Below are 19,782 nucleotides of genomic sequence, written 5' to 3'. Positions count from 1 at the left end.
GCTGCGCTCGCTCCTACGTTTGTTTCTGGCCGGTAACGCCTGTGCCAGGCGCGCACGATCGCCTTGTTTATACGACGCGATATCGCGTCATGCGCCAAGGCCTACGCGCGCAAAACTCACAGGAATAATTGGCCCGAAACAAACGTAGGAGCGAGCGTAGCTCGCGATGCGCCGCGCGGGCGGCGCTCGGTCTGATAGGCGCTGCAAAAACCAAGGCGTACACGTTAGAATGCCCAATTGTTTTCGCCCCCTGGATACCCGCCCCTTGCTGACCGAACCCCGTCGCCGCGCCTACCTTTCCGCCATGCAAGTGGTGCACTGGCTGCCGCGCGCCGAACTGGCGTTCGCCGCACCGTCGCGCCCCGAGCTGCTGCTGCCGGTGGCACCGGTCGAGGACATCGATTTCGAGGTCAGGCCGGCACCGGCTGCAAACAATGCGCCCGCCGCCCCTCAGGCTCGCTCCGGCGAGCGGCCAAAAATCGAAATCCCGCGCCCGGGCAGTGCGCCCAAACCGGCTGCCAAGCCTGTCGAGGCCGAGGAACAGCCCGCACCGCCGCGACCTGCCCCCGTGCCGCCCCCGCGTTTCTCGCTGCAACTGCTGCGCGCCGGCAGTTGCCTGCTGCTGGTCGAACTGGCCACCGGCCAGCCGTTCCAGAGCCGCGACCCGTCCTACCTGCTGCTCAAGGACATGCTGCGCGCCGCCGGCCTGCCTGACGCCCCGCAGATCATCGGCGAACCGGTGCGCTGGCCCTTGCTGGTGCGAGGCAACATGGACCAGGGGCCGGAAGCCGCGCGTGATTTTGTCCGGGGCTTTGTCCAGGCGCGCCTCGAAGATGCCCCGAGCACCTGCCTGTGGCTGATCGGCCTGCCGGCGCTGCGCTTTGCCGCCAATGCCGACGCCGACGCCTATTACCAAACCCTGACGCTCGACGGCCTGGGCGATGCCTGGGCACTGCCGGGCCTTGAACTGTTGATGGACGAGCCGCAGCGCAAGGCGGACGTCTGGAAAGCCATGCGCCAGCTGATGGCGCGCTGGAAGCGCGTTGAATGAGTGAATCGATCAGTTTCCGCCCGATGACCGAGGCGGATCTGGATGCCGTACTTAAGATCGAATATGCCGCGTTCAGTCATCCCTGGACCCGCGGGATCTTTCTGGATGCGCTCAAGTCGTACGAAATCTGGCTGATGTTCGACGGCCAGCAGCAGGTAGGCCATGGCGTGATCAACGTGATCATCGACGAGGCGCACCTGCTCAACATCACCGTCAAACCTGAAAACCAGGGCCGTGGCCTGGGCCTGCGCCTGCTGGAGCACCTGATGGCCCGGGCCTACCAGCTCAATGGTCGCGAGTGCTTCCTGGAGGTGCGTGCCAGCAACCAGTCGGCCTATCGTTTGTATGAGCGCTACGGCTTCAACGAAATCGGCCGCCGCCGCGACTATTATCCGGTTGCCGGGGGACGCGAAGACGCGCTGGTGATGGCGTGCACCCTGCTTGAGGACTGACCGAGCATAGCCGCTACCACCTCTGGCCTGGTTTTCTTTGTTCTCTATGCACGGATGGATAAAGGATGAAAAAACGGCTTCTGGTGGCGGGCCTGCTGATTGTTGGTGCTGCACATGCCGACGAACGCGACCTGTGGATGTTCGCGCAATGGGCTGGCGAGCATCAAACCCGGCCTTTCCGTGAAATGCTGGTGGATGCCCGTCTTTACGGTGTAGTGCCTATCCACCAGTTGCTGCGCTCGGCCTCGGACTGGAGGCTGTGCCAGGCGTCTCCCTTTGCCGTGCCGCCTGCCAGCAACTGGTCGGCTGTACGTTCGACCCTCTCGCTGATCAAGACGCTTGATGATCAAGGCATCCTGCGCCCGTTCGAAGTGGTCTCCGCCTACCGGAACCCACGCCTGAATACTTGCGCGGGCGGTGCTGCCAACAGTGCCCATACCCGCGCCTTCGCCGTCGATATCCTGTTGCCGGCCTGGACTGATCCCAACCCGCTGTGCCGCTTCTGGCAGCAGTATGGCCAGGCCTGGAACATGGGCCTGGGGCGCTACCCGTCCGGGCGTATCCATGTGGACACCGCCGGCTATCGCACCTGGGGCGGCGATGGCAGCGCTGGCTCGTCGTTCTGCATCAAGCCCAAGTGAGCCAGGCAGCGCTGGCATTCGCGTGTGACCCATTCGGCAAAACGCTGGCGCTTGCCGCCGTCTTCGACCGGCTGTGGGCTGAGCAGGTAGTAGGCTGAACCATCGCGCACAAAACCGAAGGGCGCCTGCAACTGCCCGCTGTCGAGTTCGTCGCGCACCATCAGGGCTGAGGCCATGGCCACGCCCAAGCCGGCGCTGGCGGCCTGGATCGACAGGTAGAAGTGCTCGTAGTCGCTGCGTTCGTTATGCCGCGCCTGCTGGCCGCTGAGGCGTAACCAGGTGGGCCAGGCGCCGGGGCGGGTGGTGCTGTGCAGAAGGCGCTGGCCGTTCAGCGGGTTGGGGGCGGTAGGGCGGCACACCGGGCCGATCCATTCGTCGCAGATTTTCTGGTTGTACAGCTGGTTATCCCAGTGAAAGTCGTCGCGGCGGATTGCCAGGTCGACACCGCTACGGGCGAAGTCCAGCGGCCCGCCTGCGGCTACCAGGTGCAACTGCAGGTCGGGGTGGTCGGCATGGAAGCGAGGCAGGCGCGGGATCAGCCAGCGCATGGCGATGGTCGGCTCGCAGGACAGCACCAGCACATTGTCGCGGGCCTGTTGTTGCAAGCGCTGCACGGCGCCTTCGAGCTGTTCGAAGATTGCCTGGGTAGTGCCTTGCAGGGCGCGGCCGGCTGGGGTGAGGAAAATGGCCCGGTTACGGCGTTCGAACAGGTCCACGCCGAGGTGTTCTTCAAGCAGGCGTACCTGGCGGCTGACGGCGCCGTGGGTGACGTGCAGGTGCTCGGCGGCGCGCACGAAGCTTTCGGTCCGGGCGGCGATGTCGAAGTAGCGGAGGGCGTTGAGTGGCGGCAGTTTCATGGTTTGCATGTTTTCAGGCCCGGCCTCTTCGCGGGCACGCCCGCTCCCACAGGTACAACACAGCTCCAGATGCCTGTGAAAAGCCTGTGGGAGCGGGCGTGCCCGCGAAAAGGCCAGTACTGGCAAAACACCTCTGTGAGAAAAACTATCAGATATGCACCACTATAAATCGATTTTTCCATGTTCATGAGCGATCGATAATCCCCCGGTCTGTGCATTTCCATCGCCTATCGAGAGCCTCCCGCATGACCGAACTCATCGCCGTCGCCCTGTTTACCTTGCTCGCCGTCATCAGCCCTGGCGCCGATTTCGCCATGGTCACCCGCAGCAGTTATGCACAGGGCCGAAGGGCCGGGCTGGCCGCTGCCGTGGGCATTGCGCTGGGCGTGCAGGTGCACGTGCTGTACACGGTGTTGGGCATTGCAGTGCTCATCAGCCAGAGCCCGACATTGTTCTTCACCATGAAAGTGCTGGGTGCGGGCTACCTGATCTATCTGGGCTACCAGTCATTGACCAATACCCGGCGCATCAGCCTGGAGGGTGTAGGGCAAACCGCTGGTGGCGTGCTGCAAGCCCTGCGAACGGGCTTTCTGACCAATGCCCTCAACCCCAAGACCATGTTGTTTGTCATCAGTGCGTTCACCCAGGTCGTCCAGCCCGGCAGCCCGTTGGTGCTGGACTTCGCCTACGGCGCGTTCATGTCCTTTACCCATTGGCTGTGGTTCAGCCTGGTGGCGGTGTTCTTCTCCAGCACGGCACTGCGCAAGGCCATGATCGAACGGCAAATGCTGGTGGACCGTGCCATAGGCCTGGCGCTGATCGGGCTTGGCCTTGCGGTAGCCGTAACCGGCATACGGTGAAGTGTCGATTGCATGACGGGGGGATGGCCATGGCAGGCGCCTGCAGCCAGCCCGCTTTTTATCTGCAACCAGTGCCTTTCGAGTCAGGGGCTGAATGCGATAGCCCTGATCGTGATCGTGATCGTGATCGTGGCATTGGCTCTGGCGCTGTATTGCAGCAGGGGCGGCCTTGGCTGTAAGTGAGGGTATTGCCCGGCGCTAACTTTTTCGCAGGCAAAGAAAAAGGGCTTACCTTGCGGTAAGCCCTTCGTCTTGTTTGGTGGCTACACAGGGACTTGAACCCCGGACCCCAGCATTATGAATGCTATGCTCTAACCAACTGAGCTATGTAGCCGATGGCGCGCATTATTCTCTTGAACGCCCCCCCTGTCAACACTCATTTCAAAAAAAATTTGCACGCTTTCAAAAACTTAGCGGCCGGGCGCGGTTTCAGCGCACTACAAGCCAGTGGCCGAGCACGCCCTGAAGCTGCAAATGCTGGGCCGCAGCCAAGGCTTGCAGGCTTTCCTGTGGCCGGTCGAGGTTGAAATCACCGCTTACGCGCCGATGGGCCATGTGTTCATCCATCATCCACAGGCGTTGCCCCTGGTACCCGGCAAGGCGCTCCAGCACCTGCCCCAGAGGCATGTCGGTGGCTTTCAGGCGGCCGTTGCGCCAGCTATCGGCGGTTTTCAGGTCGGCTTTCTGCACTGGGTCGATACGCATGTCATCAAAGGTAACCCGCTCACCCGCCGAGACCATGCGTTGATCCCCCCCTTGGGTGACCATGGCCTTGCCACTGATTACCACGAGTTCATCATGATCTGCATGGCGGGCGACCTGCAGGCGAGTGCCGAACACCTGGATGCGTGTGCTGCCCACTTCCACTTCCATCGCCCGTCCATCGAGCACAACCTCCAGGTACACCTGGCCCTGCACCAGGTGCAGTTGACGCGTACGGCCGCGCAGGTCGACGTTCATGGCGCTGGCGCTGTCCATGTTAAGCGTGGTGCCATCTGCCAGGCGCGTGCTGCGGCGTTCGCCCACGTCGGTGTGCAGCTCGCTGGCCAGGCGCTGCATCAGCGGCCAGTAGAGGTAGGCTGCGGCGCTTAATACAAGCAGGAACACAAGTGCCAGCCATTTGCCCAGGTGACTGCGGCGCACGGTGACCTGCCGTGAGCGGGGGCGGGCGGGTGGTGGCTGCAACTGCTGCCAGAACGTTTCCAGCTCTGCATAGGCGCGAGCGTTATCGGGGGCCTGGCACCAGGCCGCGAATGCCTGGCGCTGGGCTTCGTCACAGCCGGGTTGGCGCAATAGCGAAAACCACTCCAGCGCTTCCTGCTGTGGGTCGGGCTGGAGTTGCATGGCGGGCATCGGGCTCATGGGTAGGTCTGCTCACGATAGGGGCCGTTTCGCCCAACGATGACAGGGGTATGGGTCAAGGATGCTAATTATATTGAGAACCATTTTCAAGTAAGTCGCGACGGAGGGATAAAAAAGGTAGCTATGTATCTATTTGTTTCCTGATAATCGGATCCCAAACCTGAGGACGGAGATTTAGGCAAATGGCCATCAGTAGTGCCTCCACCGCGTCCACCCACGCAACGGCAAACCAAGCCACGCCGCTGGTGATGCGCATCATTGGTTTCTGCGCCCTGGCGCACCTGATCAATGACCTGATCCAGTCGGTGCTGCCGGCGATCTACCCGATGCTCAAGGCCAACTACGACCTGAGCTTTGCCCAGATCGGCCTGATCACGCTGACGTTCCAGATCACCGCTTCGTTGCTGCAACCCTGGGTCGGCTTTTTCACCGACCGCCGGCCGACACCGAACCTGTTGCCGATGGGCACCTTGTGCACGCTGGTGGGCATCGTGATGCTTGCCTTCGTGGGCAGCTTCCCGATGATCTTGCTGGCCTCGGCGCTGGTCGGTATCGGCTCATCGACGTTCCACCCGGAAACCTCGCGTATTGCACGCTTGGCCTCTGGCGGGCGCTTCGGCCTGGCCCAATCGACCTTCCAGGTGGGCGGCAACACCGGTTCGGCCCTGGGCCCGCTGCTGGCGGCGGCCATCGTCATTCCATTCGGCCAGACCCACGTCGCCTGGTTCGGCCTGGCCGCGCTGTTCTTCTTTGGCGTGACCTTGATGCTGCGTGGCTGGTACAAGGAGCACCTCAACCAGGCCAAGGCGCGCAAGGCGGTGCAAGCCACCCACGGCATCTCGCGCAACCGGGTGATCGCGGCGCTGATCGTGTTGGGCTTGCTGGTGTTCTCCAAGTACTTCTACATGGCCAGCTTCACCAGCTACTTCACCTTCTACCTGATCGAGAAGTTCGATGTGTCGGTGGCCAGCTCGCAGCTGCACCTGTTCCTGTTCCTCGGCGCGGTGGCGGCCGGCACGTTCTTTGGTGGGCCGATCGGTGACCGCATCGGGCGCAAGGCGGTGATCTGGTTCTCGATTTTGGGCGTGACGCCGTTCACCTTGGCACTGCCGTATGCCGACCTGTTCTGGACCACGGTGTTGAGCGTGGTGATCGGCTTTATCCTGGCGTCGGCGTTTTCCGCGATCGTGGTGTATGCGCAGGAGCTGGTACCGGGCAGCGTGGGCATGATCGCCGGTATCTTCTTCGGGCTGATGTTCGGCTTTGGCGGCATTGGTGCGGCGCTGCTGGGGTATGTGGCGGACCTGCGCGGCATTGAATATGTGTATGGGGTATGCTCGTTCCTGCCGCTGTTCGGCTTGTTGGCGGTGTTCTTGCCGTCTACGGGTAAACGCTGATATCACTGGGGCTGCGTTGCAGCCCCGACGATTGACGACCTGACACCCTTGGCCTAGAGTGCCGCCTCTTTTTCCAACCACCTGCGTAGTAGTCAAAGCAATGCGCCGTACCCAGTCCCTGCCACACGCCCGTCAGCCTGCCTTCCAGGCCTTGCGTCGTGCGTGGCCGAGCGACACGGTGCTCAAGCGCCGCCGCAGCGTGCTGTTTGCCTTCACCTTCTCGCCACACCTCGCCTGAACTGATCTGCGCTTTTGCGTCGCTCGCCACCCTGGCGTGCGCGCCTGTGTCTGCACGTCTTTTCTGTTTGCAAGGAGTGGTACATGAACATGCGTTTGCTGGCGGGCCTGTTGTTCGCCGTGTCGGTCGTGGGTTTCAGTTTGGGGGCCAGCTTGCCGCTGGTGTCGTTGCGCCTGCATGAGGCGGGGGCGAGCACCCTGGAAATCGGCATCATCTCGGCCATCCCTGCTGCGGGCATGATGCTCTCAGCGTTTCTGGTCGATGCCTGCTGCCGTCACCTCACCCGGCGCACCATCTACTTGCTGTGTTTCAGCCTGTGCACGGTCAGCATTGCTTTGCTCGAGTCGGCATTCGGTTCGTTGTGGCTGCTGGCGCTGCTGCGCCTGGGCCTCGGGCTGGGCATGGGGATTGCCATCATCCTCGGCGAGTCGTGGGTCAACGAGCTGTGCCCGGAGCACAACCGCGGCAAGATCATGGCCCTGTATGCCACCAGCTTCACCGGCTTTCAGGTGCTCGGCCCAGCCATGCTGGCGGTGCTGGGTGCCGATAGCCCGTGGATCACCGGGGTGGTCACCGCCTGCTATGGCCTGGCGCTGCTGTGCATCGTGCTGACCGTGCCCAACGATCATGTCGAACATGAAGAGGGCGAAAAGAGCTTTGGCTTGGCCGGGTTCTTCCGTGTGGCGCCGGCGCTGTGCGTGGCCGTGCTGTTCTTCTCGTTCTTCGATGCCGTGGTGCTGTCGCTGTTGCCGGTGTATGCCACCAGCCATGGCTTTGCCGTGGGCGTCGCGGCGCTGATGGTGACTGTGGTGTTTGCTGGCGACATGCTGTTCCAACTGCCGCTGGGCTGGCTGGCCGACCGGGTGGAGCGCACCGGGCTGCACCTGGTGTGCGGGCTGGTGGCGATGGCGATCGGCATCGGCCTGCCTTGGCTGTTGAACCTTACCTGGCTGCTGTGGCCGCTGTTGGTGGTACTGGGCGCGGTGGCAGGGGGTATCTACACCTTGGCGCTGGTGTTGATCGGGCAACGCTTCAAAGGCCAGGACCTGGTCACTGCCAACGCCAGCGTAGGGTTGCTGTGGGGCGTGGGGAGCCTGATCGGGCCGCTGCTCAGTGGCGCGGCAATGAATGTGGCGCCACATGGCTTGCCCATGGCGCTGGCGCTGATGGCCGGGTTGTTCGTGTGTTTTGCCAGGCAGTCGTATCGGCGTGCTGGGCGCATCCGCGCTGTAGCGCAATGATGACCTTTCAGGCTGCGCCGACGTTTACCCAGAAGCGTGTCCGGTAGTCGACCCGCACAGGCAGGCTGCGAGTGAGCAGTTGCAGGACCCGCTCGGTGTCAGCCAACTGAAAGGTGCCAGACACTTTCAAGCTTGCCACTTCAGGCGCGCAGCGCAACAGGCCTGGACGGTACCGGCCGAGTTCGGCGACAAATTCGGCCAATGGCATCTGCTGCACACTGAGAACACCGTCGGTCCAGCCCCATGGGTCGCTGTGCAGCGTCACTGCGTGGATGCTGCCATTTGCCCCGACCTGCAAGGTTTCGCCCTGCTCGATTTGCCGCGCAGACGCGGAGGAGGGGAACAGCGTAACTTCACCACGACGCACCGACAGCAGCAGGCCCTGGCTGTTTTCGCGCAGCAACAGCTGGCTGCCGAGTGTGGTCAGCGCGCCGACATGGGTGTCGATACGGAACGGTCGGTTGTCATTCGGGTTGCTGTCCAGGCTGACCTCGCCGTGGATCAGTTCCAGCCGGCGCTGCGCTGCGCTGTAGCGCAAGTCGATGGCGCTGGCGGTGTTGAGCTGGATGCGGCTGCCGTCGCTGCCTTGCCATTGGCGCCGTTCACCTGTGGCGGTGCTGCTGTCGGCCAGCAGTTGTGGCAGGCCCAACGGTTCGCGTGCAGCCCAGCCCAGGCTGCCGCCCACCGCCAAGAGCCCCAGCAACTTAAGGTGGTTTCGGCGGCTGACGCGTTGGCGCTGGCCGCCATCCAGGGTGCGCCGGCTCAGGTCCTTGGGCAACGCGGCCATCTCGTTACTGAGGTGGCTGACACGTTGCCAGGCCAGCGGGTTGTGCGGGTGGCTGGCCAGCCATTGCCGGAACTGTTGCTCGGTGCGTGCGCTGGGGCGGTCGAAACGCAGTTTTACCAGCCAGTCGATCGCCTGGTCGACCTGTGCCTGCGCGGGTGTGCTGTCAGGTGTCGGCATAGCGCAACCGGTAGCAGACGCCCAGGGCCTTGGCCAGGTCGCGCTCGATGGTGGCGCGGGATACGTCCAGCTGGTGGGCGATCTGCACGATGCTCAAACCGTCCAGTTGGGCCAGCAGAAACGCCTGGCGTACACGCGGTTTCAACTGGTGCAGGGCACGGTCCAGGCGCTCCAGGGCATCGAGGATGACCAACCGTTCTTCCTCGCTGGGCACTTCAGCCTCGGGCAAGTGCGCAAGGCTTTCCTGGTAGGCCCGCTCCAGCGCGCGGCGGCGGAACTGGTCGATCATCAGGCCACGGGCGATGCTGCTGAGGTAGGCGCGCGGCTCTTTCAGCGGTGATACCTGGCGGGCGCGCAGCAAGCGTACGAAGGTATCCTGAGCCAGGTCGGCGGCATGCTCGCCGCAACCGACCCGGCTACGCAACCAGCCGCGCAGCCAGGCATGGTGGGACTGGTACAGCAGAGCGACCTCGGCCGGTTTGAGCGTGTCGTTGATCTGCATCGTAGCGAAGGCCCGGTCCCTTGATGTGTGCGATTGTGAATTGTTCTCAATTCTATGCGGGGATGATGGCGTGGAGCAATGGTATGCCAGGAATTAGCCGAGCAAGAACCGGCGTTTGCCCGATGAACGGCTGCGCTAAGCTGGACCTGCAATCGACTTGATGGAGCCGCCATGATTCTTGCCGACCTTTCGCCGCAGGCCTACCGCGAGGCGACCGATTACCTGGCTGCGCTCGACCCGGACTGGTCGCGGCACATTGCTGCCATTGGGCCCTGCCTGCACCAGGCCACACCGGGGCGTGAGCCTTACGAGGCGTTGGTAAGGGCGATTGCCTACCAACAGCTGCATGCCCGCGCCGCAGAGGCGATCCTTGGCCGGTTGCTGGCGCTGTTCCCGCAGGTTGCGTTCCCGGCACCTGAGCAACTGCTGGCTGTCAGCCCGGACACCCTGCGTGCCTGTGGGTTTTCGGCAAGCAAGATGGCCACGGTGCAGGGCATTGCCCAGGCCCGGCTGGAAGGCCTGGTGCCGACGCGGGAAGAGGCATTGGCCATGGCTGATGAAGCCCTGATCGAGCGCCTGGTGGCATTGCGTGGGGTAGGGCGGTGGACGGTGGAGATGCTGCTGATCTACAGCCTGGAGCGGTCGGACATTCTGCCAGTGGACGATTTTGGTGTGCGCGAGGGCTATCGACGGCTCAAGGGGCTGGAGAAGGCGCCAACGCCTGCGCAGATGCGCTCGCTGGGTGGCGGCTGGCGGCCTTACCGTACCGTGGCGGCCTGGTACCTGTGGCGGGCCTGAGGCTTTTGCACTGCCTGTGCCGGCCCTTTCGCGGGTGAACAATTCTCAAGCACCGTGGAGTACCTGTGGGAGCGGGCTTGCCCGCGAAGAGGCCGGTACAGGCAACCACTTATCCGGAATTTCTAGATGAACCACTACACAACCCCTGACCAACGTTGGCAAGCCGTCGAGTCCCGTGACTCCAATGCCAGCGGCCACTTCGTCTACGCCGTGCGCACCACCGGCGTCTACTGCCACCCCGGTTGCAAGTCTCGCATGGCCAAGCGCAGCAACGTCGAGTTCTACGACACCCCCGTTGCCGCCGAAGCGGCCGGTTACCGCGCCTGCAAACGTTGCATCAGCAAAGCCAGCACCAGCCGCCACAGCCAGTTGGTCACCCGCGCCTGTCGCCTGATCGAAACCTGCGACCCTGCCCCCAGCCTCGACCAGCTCAGTGCGCAACTGGCTGTCAGCTCCTTCCACCTGCACCGTTTGTTCAAGGCTGAAACCGGCGTAACCCCCAAGGCCTACGCCACCGCCTTCCGCGCCCGGCGTGTGCGTGCGCACCTGGAAGACGGTGAGCGTTCAGTCACTGACGCCATCTACGATGCGGGCTACAACTCCAACAGCCGCTTCTACGAAAGCGCCGGTCAGCGCCTGGGCATGCGCCCCCGGCAATTCCGTGCTGGGGGTACCGGGGCAACGATCCATTTCGCCATTGGTCAGTGTTCACTGGGCGCGATCCTGGTGGCCCAAAGCGAGAAGGGTATTTGCGCGATTCTGTTGGGCGACGATCCCGAGGCCCTGTTGCAAGACTTGCAGGACCAGTTCCCCAAAGCCCGTCTGATTGGCGGCGACAGCGCCTACGAACAGCTGGTTGCCGAAGTGGTGGGCTTCGTCGAAGCCCCGGCGCTGGGCCTGACCTTGCCGCTGGATGTACAGGGCACGGCGTTTCAGGAGCGGGTGTGGCAGGCCCTGCGCGAGGTGCCGGCCGGCAGCCGGGTCAGCTACACCGACATCGCCGAGCGCATCGGTGCGCCCAAAGCGGTGCGTGCAGTCGCCATGGCCTGCGCGGCCAACCACATTGCCGTGGCCATCCCGTGTCACCGGGTTGTGCGTCGGGACGGCGACATCAGCGGCTACCGCTGGGGCGTCGAGCGCAAACAGCAGCTACTCAAACGAGAGACGGCACTCTCCTGATGGCTTGAAGCCGCGTAGAATCCCCCGCCAAATCGAGTTGTAAAGAGGAATAGTCGATGAGGCGTGTCAGCCTTGCCCGTTATTGCGCAGGCCTAATGGTCCTGCTGTTGGCGCTTGCCAGCCCGGCGTGGTCGGCCCCGGCCACGCCATTGTCCAACCTGGCGGCAGCCGAAGCGCCAGCGCTGGATGAAAACGCCAGCATCGAGCAACTGAGCGACCGGTTGGATCAGGTCCGTCAGGGCGTCACCAGTGAGGCCAACGACGACCTGCTGTCGCAATTGCGCCTGGCCGCGATGCAGGTGCAGCGCCAGGCGGACGCCTTGAGTGCGCAGCGCACCACCGATGTGGAAAAGCTCGACGACAAGCTGAAGGTGATTGGCCCGGTCCAGCCGGACGAGGCCGCCACCCTGACCCAGCAGCGCAAAGCCCTGGAGGCCGAAAAGAAGGCGCTGGTGGCCCAGCAGGATCAGGCCACCAAGCTGACCCAGTCAGCACGCGACCTGTCCACGCAGATCGTCAACCTGCGCCGCAGTCAGTTCAACTCGCAGATCACCAGCCGTGCGGCCTCGCCACTGAGCCCGGCGTTCTGGCAGAGCATCATCCGCCCCACCCAGGACGACGTGGCGCGCCTACGTGACCTGCGCGGCGAGGCAGCCGATACCATCAGCAGTGCCTTCAGCGCCGATAACCGCTGGCTGTTCATTACCAGCCTGGTCGCGGCGATTCTGGTCTGGACCTTGGTGCGTGGGCTGTTTGAGCGCTTGCTGGCCAATGCCATGGTGGGCTGGTTACCTGAGGGTCGCCTGCGTCGCAGTGCCTTGGCCTTGGGCGTCAGCCTGGCAACCCTGGGCACCATCGCCGGTTCTGTTTCGCTGCTGCGCTGGGGGCTGGAGAGCAGCGCCGAGCTGGGCAGCGATATCGCCAGCCTGACCAACCACATTCTCGCCCTGGTGGTGTTCAGTGCCTTCATCACTGGCCTGGGCCGCGCCATGTTGATGCTGCAGCGTCCGTCCTGGCGGCTGCCGCCGATCCACGACGAAGTGGCCAGCGCGCTGGGCTGGTTCCCCAAGGTGCTGGCATTGGCACTGATGGTCATGATGACCATGGAGCGGATGAACAGCGTGATCGGCGCCAGCCTGGCGCTGACGGTGGCCGTCAACGGGCTGACCGCGCTGGTGGTGGCGTTCATCTTTGCCGGCGCGTTGCTGCGTTACCGCCGCACCCTGCGCAAGCATGACCTGGAGCGCCCCACGGGCCTGGCCGGGCTGATCCCGTTCGTGATGGTCATCTGGTTGTCGTTGATTCTGCTGGCGCTGCTCACCGGTTACCTGACGCTTGCCTACTTCCTCACCGCCAAGTTGCTGTGGGTCAGCCTGGTCGTCACCTGTGCCTACTTGCTGACCACGTTCTTTGGCGACCTGTGCGAAACCCTGTTGTCGCCGCGTCAGCCCGGTGGCCTGGCACTGGCTTCTACCCTGGGCCTGGCGCCGCGCCATCAGGCACAGGCCAGCACCATCCTGGCCGGCATCGGCCGCACCATCGTGCTGTTCCTGGCGCTGTTGCTGGTATTGATGCCATCGGGCACCAGCCCCAGCGAACTGTTGCTGAGCCTGGGCGACTGGGACGGCACCGGTGGCAAGCTGCTCGGCAACCTGAACATCGTGCCGCAGGACATTCTGCTGGCCCTGGCGATTTTCTTCGGTGGGCTGTTCGCCATTCGCGTGGTCAAGCGCTGGCTGAGTGATCGCCTGCTGCCGGAAACCGACATGGACGCCGGCATGCGCGCCTCGCTGGTGACCCTGGTGGGTTACCTGGGCTTCCTGTTCCTGGCCATGCTGGTGATGTCGACCTTGCGCATCAACCTCACCAGCCTGACCTGGGTGGTCAGTGCCCTGTCGGTCGGTATCGGTTTCGGTTTGCAGCAAATCGTGCAGAACTTCATCTCCGGCCTGATTCTGCTGACCGAGCGCCCGGTAAAGGTGGGCGACTGGGTGAGCCTGGCAGGTGTCGAGGGTGATATCCGCCGCATCAACGTGCGCGCCACCGAGATCCAGATGTCGGACCGTTCGACGGTGATCGTGCCCAACTCGCAGTTCATATCGCAGAACGTGCGCAACGTGACCATGGGCAATGCATTGGGGGTGGTCGGCATTACCCTGACGCTGCCACTGGAAACCGATGCCAACCGTGTGCGCGAGCTGCTGCTGGCGGCGTACCACGAGCATGAGGCGATTCTGGATGCACCGGCCACTTCGGTGTCGTTCAAGGACTTGACCAGCAGCGGAATGGTGATTGGCGTGAGTGGTTATGTAGCCGGGCCGCGCCAGGTATCGGGTACCCGCAGTGACCTGCTGTTCACCATTCTCGGGCGGTTGCGCGACGAAGGCATTGCGCTGTCATCGCCACAGAGCATGGTGCTGGTGCAAGAGGGCGCTCGCCCCGCTGACGAGTCGGTGTAAAGAGCGGGGGCGCCAAGCGCCCCGACCTCAATGCTGCTTGGCTTGCCGGATCCGCAGCAAAATCACCAGCAACACCAACAACACTGGCGGCGCCATGGCCAATAACCCATCCCGCGCCGTCAGCCCTAACCCCAGCACATTCAGCCCGCCATACAGCAGCTTGAACAGATTCAGCAGGTAGTAGGTGATGGCGATGATCGACAGCCCCTCCACTGCCCGCTGGATCTTTACCTGGGCATCAGCCCGGGCATTGAGGCTGTGCAGAATGCCGGCGTTCTGTTCTTCCATTTCCACTTGCACCCGCGCCTGCAGCAAGTCGCCAAGGTTCGCCACGTTCTTCGCCAATTGTTCCAGCCGCTGCTCGGTAGCCGCGCAGTAGCGCACGGTCGGCTTGAACCGACGCTCGATGAACACCCCCAAGCGCTGACAGTCACCCACATGGCTCTCCCGCAGTTCACCCAGGCGTTCGAACACCAGTTGTGCATAGGCTTGGGTGGCGCCGAAGCGGTGGCGGGTTTTTACCGTGCGGCTTACAACCTGGCGTGACAGGTGGGCAATGGCTTCCAGCAGCCCTTTGGAGTCATGCCCTTCACCGCCGGCACTGCGCTCGGAAAGGGTGACCAGGGTTTTGTCGAAGGCATCCAGTTCCTGGCTCAGGGCCTTGGCCGTAGTCAGGGTGAGCGAGGCCATCATCCGGTACGTCTCGATCTCCAGCAGGCGGCGGATCATGCGGCCCTGGCGGTAGGCATTGAGGCGGCGGTTGATGAACAGGAAGCGGTTGGTGCCGTCCTCGGTCAGGCGGAAGTCACTCCACACCACCGCATCGCCACCACCTACGCACGAGCCGCAGGGGTCTTTGAAACCGTACTGGGGCAGGTCCAGGCCTTGCTCGTCGCGTACCAGCACCTGCACGGCGTTGATCATCTGTGCCGCCTGCGGGGCGATGGCCTCGGCCAGCACGGGTGGCAGGGCTTGCCACTCGGTATCGGCAGCTGTGCAGGGCACTACCAGTGTCAGGGTGAAGAACTCGGTGTGCCGTTCCCACTTGAACGGGTGGCCGTCCAGGCGGGTGATGCCTTGGGCTGCCGTTGCGTCCAGGGCATCCGGGCTGCAGCGCTGCAGCAGGGCCGCACAGGCAGCATCACCGCCGAGCAGGGCCAGGTGGAAGACATGCGCCGGGCCGTCGAAATACAGCGACGGGCGGGCGTGCAGTTCGTTGTGCAAGGCAGTGCGTTGAGGGTGCATGGGTGGTCCGGCCTGGTGTTGTGATTGTGGGGGTACCAGGAAGTGGGACTTTGCGGGGGGAGGGGAAAGTCACGCGGGGAGGGTTTGTATCGCGAAAAGGGCCGCAGCGCGGCCCCAGCAGTATCAGCCGAGGCACCGCGTCACATGCTTGACCGACTGGTAGGCCGACAACCCCCAAGGCCCCAGCTCACGGCCGATCCCGCTGCCTTTGGTACCGCCCCACGAGGTTTCGACGAACACGGCCTGCACCGAGTTGATCCACACATGGCCGACTTCCAGCGCATCGGCGACGCGTTCGGCACGTTCCAGGTCAGCGGAGCAGACGGTGGCTACCAGCCCGAAGCGGCTGTCGTTGGCCTCGGCAATCGCCTGTTCCTCGCTGGCAAACCGCCGTGCACACAGCACCGGCCCAAAGATCTCCTCGCTCCACAGGCGGCTGTCTTTTGGCACATCGGCATACAGCGTCGGGCTGACGAACCAGCCGTCCCGGTCCAGCGCCTTGCCACCGGCCAGGCACTGCAAACCTTCCTCGCGTGCGGTGGCAAAGTAGCTGGCCACCTTCAGCCATTGTGCCTGGCTGGTCAGCGGGCCCATGTCGACTTCTTCGGTCAGCGGGTTACCCACCCGCACGTTTTCCAGTGCCGCCTGCAGGCGCGGCAGCAGCGCATCGGCAATACCGTCCTGCACCAGCAGGCGCGAAGTGGCCGAGCACATTTGCCCGGCGTTCCAGGTGATGCCGGCGACGATCCATTCCACGGCTTGGTCCACATCGCAATCATCGAACACCACGATGGCCGACTTGCCGCCCAGCTCTAGCGTTACCGGCCGGCACTGCGCCGAAGCGCTGCGCATCACCTGGCTACCGACGTTGTTGCTGCCAGTGAACGACAGCTTGTCCAGGCCGTTGTGGTTGCTCAACGCGGCGCCAGTCTCGGCCTTGCCATTGACGATGTTCAGCACGCCAGCCGGCAGGCCCAGGGCATCGGCGATCTGGCCGTAGGCCTGCTCGATCAGTGGGGTGACTTCTGACGGCTTGAGCACCACGGTGCAGCCAGCGGCCAAGGCCGGGGCGAGCTTCCAGGCGCTGGTCACCAGCGGGAAGTTCCACGGCACGATCAGGCCAACCACGCCCACCGGCTCCAGGCGGGTGCGGGCAGTGAAGCCGGGTACGGCCAGCGGTACATCGCGGTTTTTCGAGGGCAGCTGTTCTGCCAGTTCGGCGTAGTAGGTGAAAGTGGCGATGGCGTCGTCCAGGTCGATTTCGGCCTCATGGCGCGGCTTGCCGTTGTTGCGCATCTGCAAGGTGATCAGCGCTTCGCGGCGCTGCCCGAGCTGTTCGGCAAAGCCGCGCAGGAAGGCTGCACGCTCACTGGCTCGGGTGCTTTTCCAGGCGGGCAGGGCGCTACGGGCGGCGGCCACGGCCTGGTCGACCTGGGCAACGCTGGCAGCCATGAATTCAGCGAACGGTTGGCCCAGCGCAGGGTCGTTGACGCTGATGCAATCGCTGCCCTGGCCTTCGACCCAGCGGCCGGCGATATAGTGGGAAGTGGTCATGGTCGGTTTCCAGTCAGGCCATTTCGGCAGTGGTCACGGGCGTGTGCGTGGTGCTTTTGCAACGCACCCAACGCGGGCCTTGAGGGCCATACACGCCAGCAGGTTCAGGGAACAGGTTGAGCAAGAGCAGGTACAGCACGCCAGCCAGCCCCAGGGTGACCGGCAGGCTCAGGTCGATGCCGCCGGCCAGGTCGCCCAGCGGGCCGACGAACTGCCCCGGCAGGTTGACGAAGCACAGGCCGACCGCCGCGCTGGGGATCCACGCCCCCATGCCGCGCCAGTTCCAGCCGTGCAGGAACCAGTAGTGGCCACCACGCTGGCCGCGGGTGAACACCTGCAGGTCATCGGCGTGGTAGAAGCCGCGGCGGGTAATCAGGCCGAGGATCATGATCACCATCCACGGGCTGGTGCAGGTGATGATGAGTACCGCAAAGGTCGATACGCTCTGCACCAGGTTGAAGGTGAAACGGCCGACGAAAATGAAGCCGATCGCCAGTACACCGATCAGCAACGTGGCGCCGGCGCGGCTGAGCAAGCGTGGGAACACGCTGGACATGTCCAGACCGGTGCCATACAGCGCCGTGGTGCCGGTGGACATGCCGCCGATCACCGCAATCAGGCACACCGGCAGGAAGAACCAGGTCGGTGCCACGGCCAGCAGGCCACCTACATAGTTGTTGGCGGCGATGTAGTCCGGTGCCTGGGTTGCAACCAGGGTGGCCGTGCACAGGCCGAACAGGAATGGAATCAGCGTGGCGCCCTGCGCGGCAATCACGGCCAGCATGATGCGCGCCTTGGGCGTTTCACGCGGGATGTAGCGTGACCAGTCACCCAGGAAGGCGCCGAACGACACCGGGTTGCTCATGGCCAGGATCGCGGCACCGACGAAGGCTGCCCAGAAGCCCGGCTGGTCTAGGTTGACGTTGCCGGCGTAACCGGCATCGAACGGTCCGGCAAAGGCGACGATACCCAGCAGGAACAGCAGGCTCGAAGCCCACACGGCAATCTTGTTGACCCACAGCATGAAGCGGAAGCCGAAGATGCACACCACCAGCACCAGCACCGCGAACAGGCCGTAGGCCAGGCCGAGGGTAAGGTCGGTTTCCGGCAGGCCGGCCAGGCGCTTGGCCCCGCCGATCAAAGCATCGCCCGAACTCCACACCGACAGCGAGAAGAACGCCACCGCCGTCAGCAGCGACAGGAACGAGCCGACGATACGCCCATGCACGCCAAAGTGTGCGCCTGAAGACACCGCGTTGTTGGTGCCGTTCAGCGCCCCGAACAGGCCCATGGGTGCAAGGATCAGCGCGCCGACGGCAACGCCGAGCAGAATCGCCCACACACCCGCCTGGAACGACAGCCCGAACAGCACCGGGAAGCTGCCCAGCACGGCGGTAGCAAAGGTATTGGCACCGCCGAAGATCAGGCGGAACAGGTCCAGCGGGGAGGCGTCGCGTTGATCGTCGGGGATCTGTTCGACGCCGTTGGTCTCGATACCGGTCGAGTGGCTCATGGTGATGCTCCAGCGCGGTTGTTGTTGCCTGCGCAGTGCGCGGGCCTTCTTGTGGGTGCGATGGCAGGGCGGCAGGGCCGCGTAAAAAGATGATCAGGCCGGCGATACGACCGACAGGTGCTCGTGGCAAGCCAGCCACTGTTCGCCGTGGCGGCGGAACACGATGGTTTCGCGCTCGCTCAACGGGTGTTCTTCACCGGCGATGCGGATATGGGTGGCTACATCGTGCATGAAGATCGCCACATCACCTTGCAGGCTCACCTGGGCATTGCCCGACTCGCAGGCGAGCACGGTAAAACCCTCTGCCTGCCACTGGGCCCAGAGGTCTTCGTAGGCACGGCGCGACAGCAGCGGATGCGGCAAGGTGTGGAAGAGGAAGGTGGCGTCTTCGCTGAAGCAGGCGAAATAGCGGGCGGTATCGTTGCTGGCAAACGCGGCGACGAGGTCGGCGGCCGCCTGCCGTACCTGGAGAGTCTGGTCCACGGGAGTGGCCTCACGGTTTTTGTGATTATGGTGAAGCGATTCTGGTGGCGGTTGGCGAGGGGAAAAATCGCTGGCGGCAAATAATCAGTTCAGGAATTTGTGAAGTGATGGTAGCGCTTCCTTTTAAAGCTGAAGGGAGCGACCAGGCAACCGACCAAGTAACCGACCAAGTAGGTAGCCAGCCCGACGCGTGCTTTGAAACCCTGCGTGAAGGTCCCACTCAACCCGACCGACGGCCTCTGCAGCCCTGCATCCTTGCCTACGCTGATACTCCCAACCCGCTGAAGCAAGGAGATCCGCCATGGCCTTCCAATACAAGCGTCTGGACAAGAACAACGCTGCGGTGCTGCTGGTCGACCACCAGACCGGCCTGCTCTCGCTGGTAAGGGACATCGACCCCGACCGCTTCAAGAACAACGTGCTGGCCCTGTCCGACCTGGCCAAATACTTCAAGCTGCCGACCATCCTCACCACCAGCTTCGAGACTGGCCCCAACGGCCCGCTGGTGCCAGAGCTGAAAGAACAGTTCCCCGACGCCCCCTACATTGCACGCCCCGGCAACATCAACGCCTGGGACAACGAAGATTTCGTCAAGGCGGTAAAAGCCACTGGCAAGAAGCAGCTGCTGATTGCCGGTGTGGTCACCGAAGTGTGCGTGGCCTTCCCGGCACTGTCGGCGCTGGAGGAGGGCTTCGAGGTGTTCGTCGTCACTGACGCCTCCGGCACCTTCAACGAACTCACCCGCGACTCCGCCTGGCGGCGCATGGAGGCTGCCGGTGCACAGCTGATGACCTGGTTCGGCGTGGCCTGTGAGCTGCACCGTGACTGGCGCAATGACATTGAAGGGCTGGGCACCCTGTTCTCCAACCATATTCCGGATTACCGCAACCTGATGACCAGCTACAACAAGTCGGCCAAGTAGGTTTTTGGGGGGGCTGCACTGCAGCCCCCTTCAACCGGCAAGCGAAGCGGCAAACCGTCATGAA

The 19,782-nt window shown here is 63.6% G+C and carries 19 protein-coding genes and 1 tRNA gene; 11 read left to right on the top strand and 9 right to left on the bottom strand.

The genetic code is table 11. From position 1 onward, the window contains the following. Window positions 1-265 precede the first annotated feature (265 nt). The 3 genes from ACF8MI_RS17725 to ACF8MI_RS17715 all read left to right on the top strand — a co-directional run bounded on the left by ACF8MI_RS17725 (window position 266) and on the right by ACF8MI_RS17715 (window position 2,144). On the top strand, window positions 266-1,051 hold the full coding sequence (locus ACF8MI_RS17725) for an energy transducer TonB (RefSeq protein ID WP_104835389.1): 786 nt from the start codon (window positions 266-268) through the stop codon (window positions 1,049-1,051). After that, window positions 1,048-1,503 (top strand): ribosomal protein S18-alanine N-acetyltransferase, encoded by a 456-nt coding sequence (rimI, locus tag ACF8MI_RS17720; RefSeq protein WP_060500236.1) that lies wholly within the window; start codon window positions 1,048-1,050, stop codon window positions 1,501-1,503. Before ACF8MI_RS17725 ends, rimI begins: the two co-directional genes overlap by 4 nt. A gap of 65 nt (window positions 1,504-1,568) precedes the next feature. Then, window positions 1,569-2,144, top strand: coding sequence for a D-Ala-D-Ala carboxypeptidase family metallohydrolase (locus ACF8MI_RS17715; protein WP_156867350.1), 576 nt, complete (start codon window positions 1,569-1,571; stop codon window positions 2,142-2,144). Here ACF8MI_RS17715 and ACF8MI_RS17710 read toward each other — a convergent pair. Beyond that, window positions 2,084-3,001 (bottom strand): LysR substrate-binding domain-containing protein, encoded by a 918-nt coding sequence (locus ACF8MI_RS17710; RefSeq protein WP_060500268.1) that lies wholly within the window; start codon window positions 2,999-3,001, stop codon window positions 2,084-2,086. The two genes, ACF8MI_RS17715 and ACF8MI_RS17710, sit on opposite strands and share 61 nt — an antisense overlap. 245 nt (window positions 3,002-3,246) lie before the next feature. Here ACF8MI_RS17710 and ACF8MI_RS17705 point away from each other — a divergent pair, with 245 nt between their 5' ends. Further along, complete coding sequence (locus tag ACF8MI_RS17705; RefSeq protein WP_060500231.1) at window positions 3,247-3,861, top strand: LysE family translocator; 615 nt, start codon at window positions 3,247-3,249, stop codon at window positions 3,859-3,861. A gap of 257 nt (window positions 3,862-4,118) precedes the next feature. On the opposite strand, the gene ACF8MI_RS17700 is transcribed toward ACF8MI_RS17705, so the two are convergent. Continuing rightward, window positions 4,119-4,195: transfer RNA gene (locus ACF8MI_RS17700), tRNA-Met, on the bottom strand. A 95-nt stretch (window positions 4,196-4,290) separates the two neighbouring features. Next, window positions 4,291-5,214: a FecR domain-containing protein gene (locus tag ACF8MI_RS17695; RefSeq protein WP_164525223.1), complete on the bottom strand. Its 924-nt coding sequence runs from the start codon at window positions 5,212-5,214 to the stop codon at window positions 4,291-4,293. Between the two features lie 191 nt (window positions 5,215-5,405). On the opposite strand from ACF8MI_RS17695, the gene ACF8MI_RS17690 reads away from it, so the two are divergent. The 3 genes from ACF8MI_RS17690 to ACF8MI_RS17680 all read left to right on the top strand — a co-directional run bounded on the left by ACF8MI_RS17690 (window position 5,406) and on the right by ACF8MI_RS17680 (window position 8,099). Then, window positions 5,406-6,620, top strand: a complete 1,215-nt coding sequence (locus ACF8MI_RS17690; protein ID WP_060500226.1) for an MFS transporter — start codon at window positions 5,406-5,408, stop codon at window positions 6,618-6,620. A 100-nt stretch (window positions 6,621-6,720) separates the two neighbouring features. Next, window positions 6,721-6,858 carry a hypothetical protein gene (locus ACF8MI_RS17685; RefSeq protein ID WP_003247435.1) on the top strand — a complete coding sequence of 46 codons (138 nt, stop codon included), beginning with the start codon at window positions 6,721-6,723 and terminating at the stop codon, window positions 6,856-6,858. An 83-nt stretch (window positions 6,859-6,941) separates the two neighbouring features. After that, complete coding sequence (locus tag ACF8MI_RS17680; RefSeq protein WP_060500224.1) at window positions 6,942-8,099, top strand: MFS transporter; 1,158 nt, start codon at window positions 6,942-6,944, stop codon at window positions 8,097-8,099. 7 nt (window positions 8,100-8,106) lie between these two features. Here ACF8MI_RS17680 and ACF8MI_RS17675 read toward each other — a convergent pair whose 3' ends face one another. Both ACF8MI_RS17675 and ACF8MI_RS17670 read right to left on the bottom strand, forming a co-directional pair. After that, window positions 8,107-9,063, bottom strand: a complete 957-nt coding sequence (locus tag ACF8MI_RS17675; protein ID WP_200929086.1) for a FecR domain-containing protein — start codon at window positions 9,061-9,063, stop codon at window positions 8,107-8,109. Then, on the bottom strand, window positions 9,050-9,565 hold the full coding sequence (locus tag ACF8MI_RS17670; RefSeq protein WP_060500220.1) for a sigma-70 family RNA polymerase sigma factor: 516 nt from the start codon (window positions 9,563-9,565) through the stop codon (window positions 9,050-9,052). The genes ACF8MI_RS17675 and ACF8MI_RS17670 overlap by 14 nt, the downstream gene beginning before the upstream one ends. Window positions 9,566-9,736: 171 nt before the next feature. Between ACF8MI_RS17670 and ACF8MI_RS17665 the strand changes: the two genes are divergently transcribed. The 3 genes from ACF8MI_RS17665 (at window position 9,737) to ACF8MI_RS17655 (ending at window position 14,001) form a co-directional block, all read left to right on the top strand. Continuing rightward, on the top strand, window positions 9,737-10,363 hold the full coding sequence (locus ACF8MI_RS17665) for a DNA-3-methyladenine glycosylase (RefSeq protein ID WP_060500218.1): 627 nt from the start codon (window positions 9,737-9,739) through the stop codon (window positions 10,361-10,363). A gap of 126 nt (window positions 10,364-10,489) precedes the next feature. After that, window positions 10,490-11,542, top strand: a complete 1,053-nt coding sequence (ada, locus tag ACF8MI_RS17660; RefSeq protein ID WP_060500217.1) for a bifunctional DNA-binding transcriptional regulator/O6-methylguanine-DNA methyltransferase Ada — start codon at window positions 10,490-10,492, stop codon at window positions 11,540-11,542. A 56-nt stretch (window positions 11,543-11,598) separates the two neighbouring features. Then, window positions 11,599-14,001, top strand: a complete 2,403-nt coding sequence (locus tag ACF8MI_RS17655; RefSeq protein WP_104833485.1) for a DUF3772 domain-containing protein — start codon at window positions 11,599-11,601, stop codon at window positions 13,999-14,001. 27 nt (window positions 14,002-14,028) lie between these two features. Here ACF8MI_RS17655 and ACF8MI_RS17650 read toward each other — a convergent pair whose 3' ends face one another. From ACF8MI_RS17650 to ACF8MI_RS17635, 4 genes are all read right to left on the bottom strand, one after another. Beyond that, window positions 14,029-15,246, bottom strand: a complete 1,218-nt coding sequence (locus ACF8MI_RS17650) for a DUF3422 domain-containing protein (protein WP_060500213.1) — start codon at window positions 15,244-15,246, stop codon at window positions 14,029-14,031. 123 nt (window positions 15,247-15,369) lie between these two features. Beyond that, complete coding sequence (locus ACF8MI_RS17645) at window positions 15,370-16,800, bottom strand: aldehyde dehydrogenase family protein (RefSeq protein WP_156867352.1); 1,431 nt, start codon at window positions 16,798-16,800, stop codon at window positions 15,370-15,372. Between the two features lie 13 nt (window positions 16,801-16,813). After that, entirely contained in the window at window positions 16,814-18,313 is a 1,500-nt protein-coding gene (locus ACF8MI_RS17640; protein WP_060500209.1) for a cytosine permease, read from the bottom strand. Between the two features lie 93 nt (window positions 18,314-18,406). Further along, window positions 18,407-18,796, bottom strand: a complete 390-nt coding sequence (locus ACF8MI_RS17635) for a nuclear transport factor 2 family protein (RefSeq protein WP_104833483.1) — start codon at window positions 18,794-18,796, stop codon at window positions 18,407-18,409. A gap of 301 nt (window positions 18,797-19,097) precedes the next feature. Here ACF8MI_RS17635 and ycaC point away from each other — a divergent pair, with 301 nt between their 5' ends. Continuing rightward, window positions 19,098-19,718 carry an isochorismate family cysteine hydrolase YcaC gene (ycaC, locus tag ACF8MI_RS17630; protein ID WP_060500204.1) on the top strand — a complete coding sequence of 207 codons (621 nt, stop codon included), beginning with the start codon at window positions 19,098-19,100 and terminating at the stop codon, window positions 19,716-19,718. The last annotated feature ends 64 nt before the right edge of the window (window positions 19,719-19,782 follow it).

Origin of the sequence: Pseudomonas sp. yb_9, assembly GCF_043103635.1 — a bacterium.
Lineage (GTDB): Bacteria > Pseudomonadota > Gammaproteobacteria > Pseudomonadales > Pseudomonadaceae > Aquipseudomonas > Aquipseudomonas monteilii.
This window is presented reverse-complemented; position numbering and strand designations above follow the sequence as displayed.

Coding starts and splice junctions, on each gene's coding strand:
- ycaC (WP_060500204.1), top strand. CDS start 19,098: ATGGCCTTCCAATACAAGCGTCTGGACAAGAACAACGCTGCGGTGCTG.
- ACF8MI_RS17645 (WP_156867352.1), bottom strand. CDS start 16,800: ATGACCACTTCCCACTATATCGCCGGCCGCTGGGTCGAAGGCCAGGGC.
- ACF8MI_RS17655 (WP_104833485.1), top strand. CDS start 11,599: ATGAGGCGTGTCAGCCTTGCCCGTTATTGCGCAGGCCTAATGGTCCTG.
- ada (WP_060500217.1), top strand. CDS start 10,490: ATGAACCACTACACAACCCCTGACCAACGTTGGCAAGCCGTCGAGTCC.
- ACF8MI_RS17705 (WP_060500231.1), top strand. CDS start 3,247: ATGACCGAACTCATCGCCGTCGCCCTGTTTACCTTGCTCGCCGTCATC.
- rimI (WP_060500236.1), top strand. CDS start 1,048: ATGAGTGAATCGATCAGTTTCCGCCCGATGACCGAGGCGGATCTGGAT.
- ACF8MI_RS17670 (WP_060500220.1), bottom strand. CDS start 9,565: ATGCAGATCAACGACACGCTCAAACCGGCCGAGGTCGCTCTGCTGTAC.
- ACF8MI_RS17650 (WP_060500213.1), bottom strand. CDS start 15,246: ATGCACCCTCAACGCACTGCCTTGCACAACGAACTGCACGCCCGCCCG.
- ACF8MI_RS17685 (WP_003247435.1), top strand. CDS start 6,721: ATGCGCCGTACCCAGTCCCTGCCACACGCCCGTCAGCCTGCCTTCCAG.
- ACF8MI_RS17695 (WP_164525223.1), bottom strand. CDS start 5,214: ATGCCCGCCATGCAACTCCAGCCCGACCCACAGCAGGAAGCGCTGGAG.
- ACF8MI_RS17710 (WP_060500268.1), bottom strand. CDS start 3,001: ATGAAACTGCCGCCACTCAACGCCCTCCGCTACTTCGACATCGCCGCC.
- ACF8MI_RS17715 (WP_156867350.1), top strand. CDS start 1,569: ATGAAAAAACGGCTTCTGGTGGCGGGCCTGCTGATTGTTGGTGCTGCA.
- ACF8MI_RS17680 (WP_060500224.1), top strand. CDS start 6,942: ATGAACATGCGTTTGCTGGCGGGCCTGTTGTTCGCCGTGTCGGTCGTG.
- ACF8MI_RS17690 (WP_060500226.1), top strand. CDS start 5,406: ATGGCCATCAGTAGTGCCTCCACCGCGTCCACCCACGCAACGGCAAAC.
- ACF8MI_RS17665 (WP_060500218.1), top strand. CDS start 9,737: ATGATTCTTGCCGACCTTTCGCCGCAGGCCTACCGCGAGGCGACCGAT.
- ACF8MI_RS17640 (WP_060500209.1), bottom strand. CDS start 18,313: ATGAGCCACTCGACCGGTATCGAGACCAACGGCGTCGAACAGATCCCC.
- ACF8MI_RS17675 (WP_200929086.1), bottom strand. CDS start 9,063: ATGCCGACACCTGACAGCACACCCGCGCAGGCACAGGTCGACCAGGCG.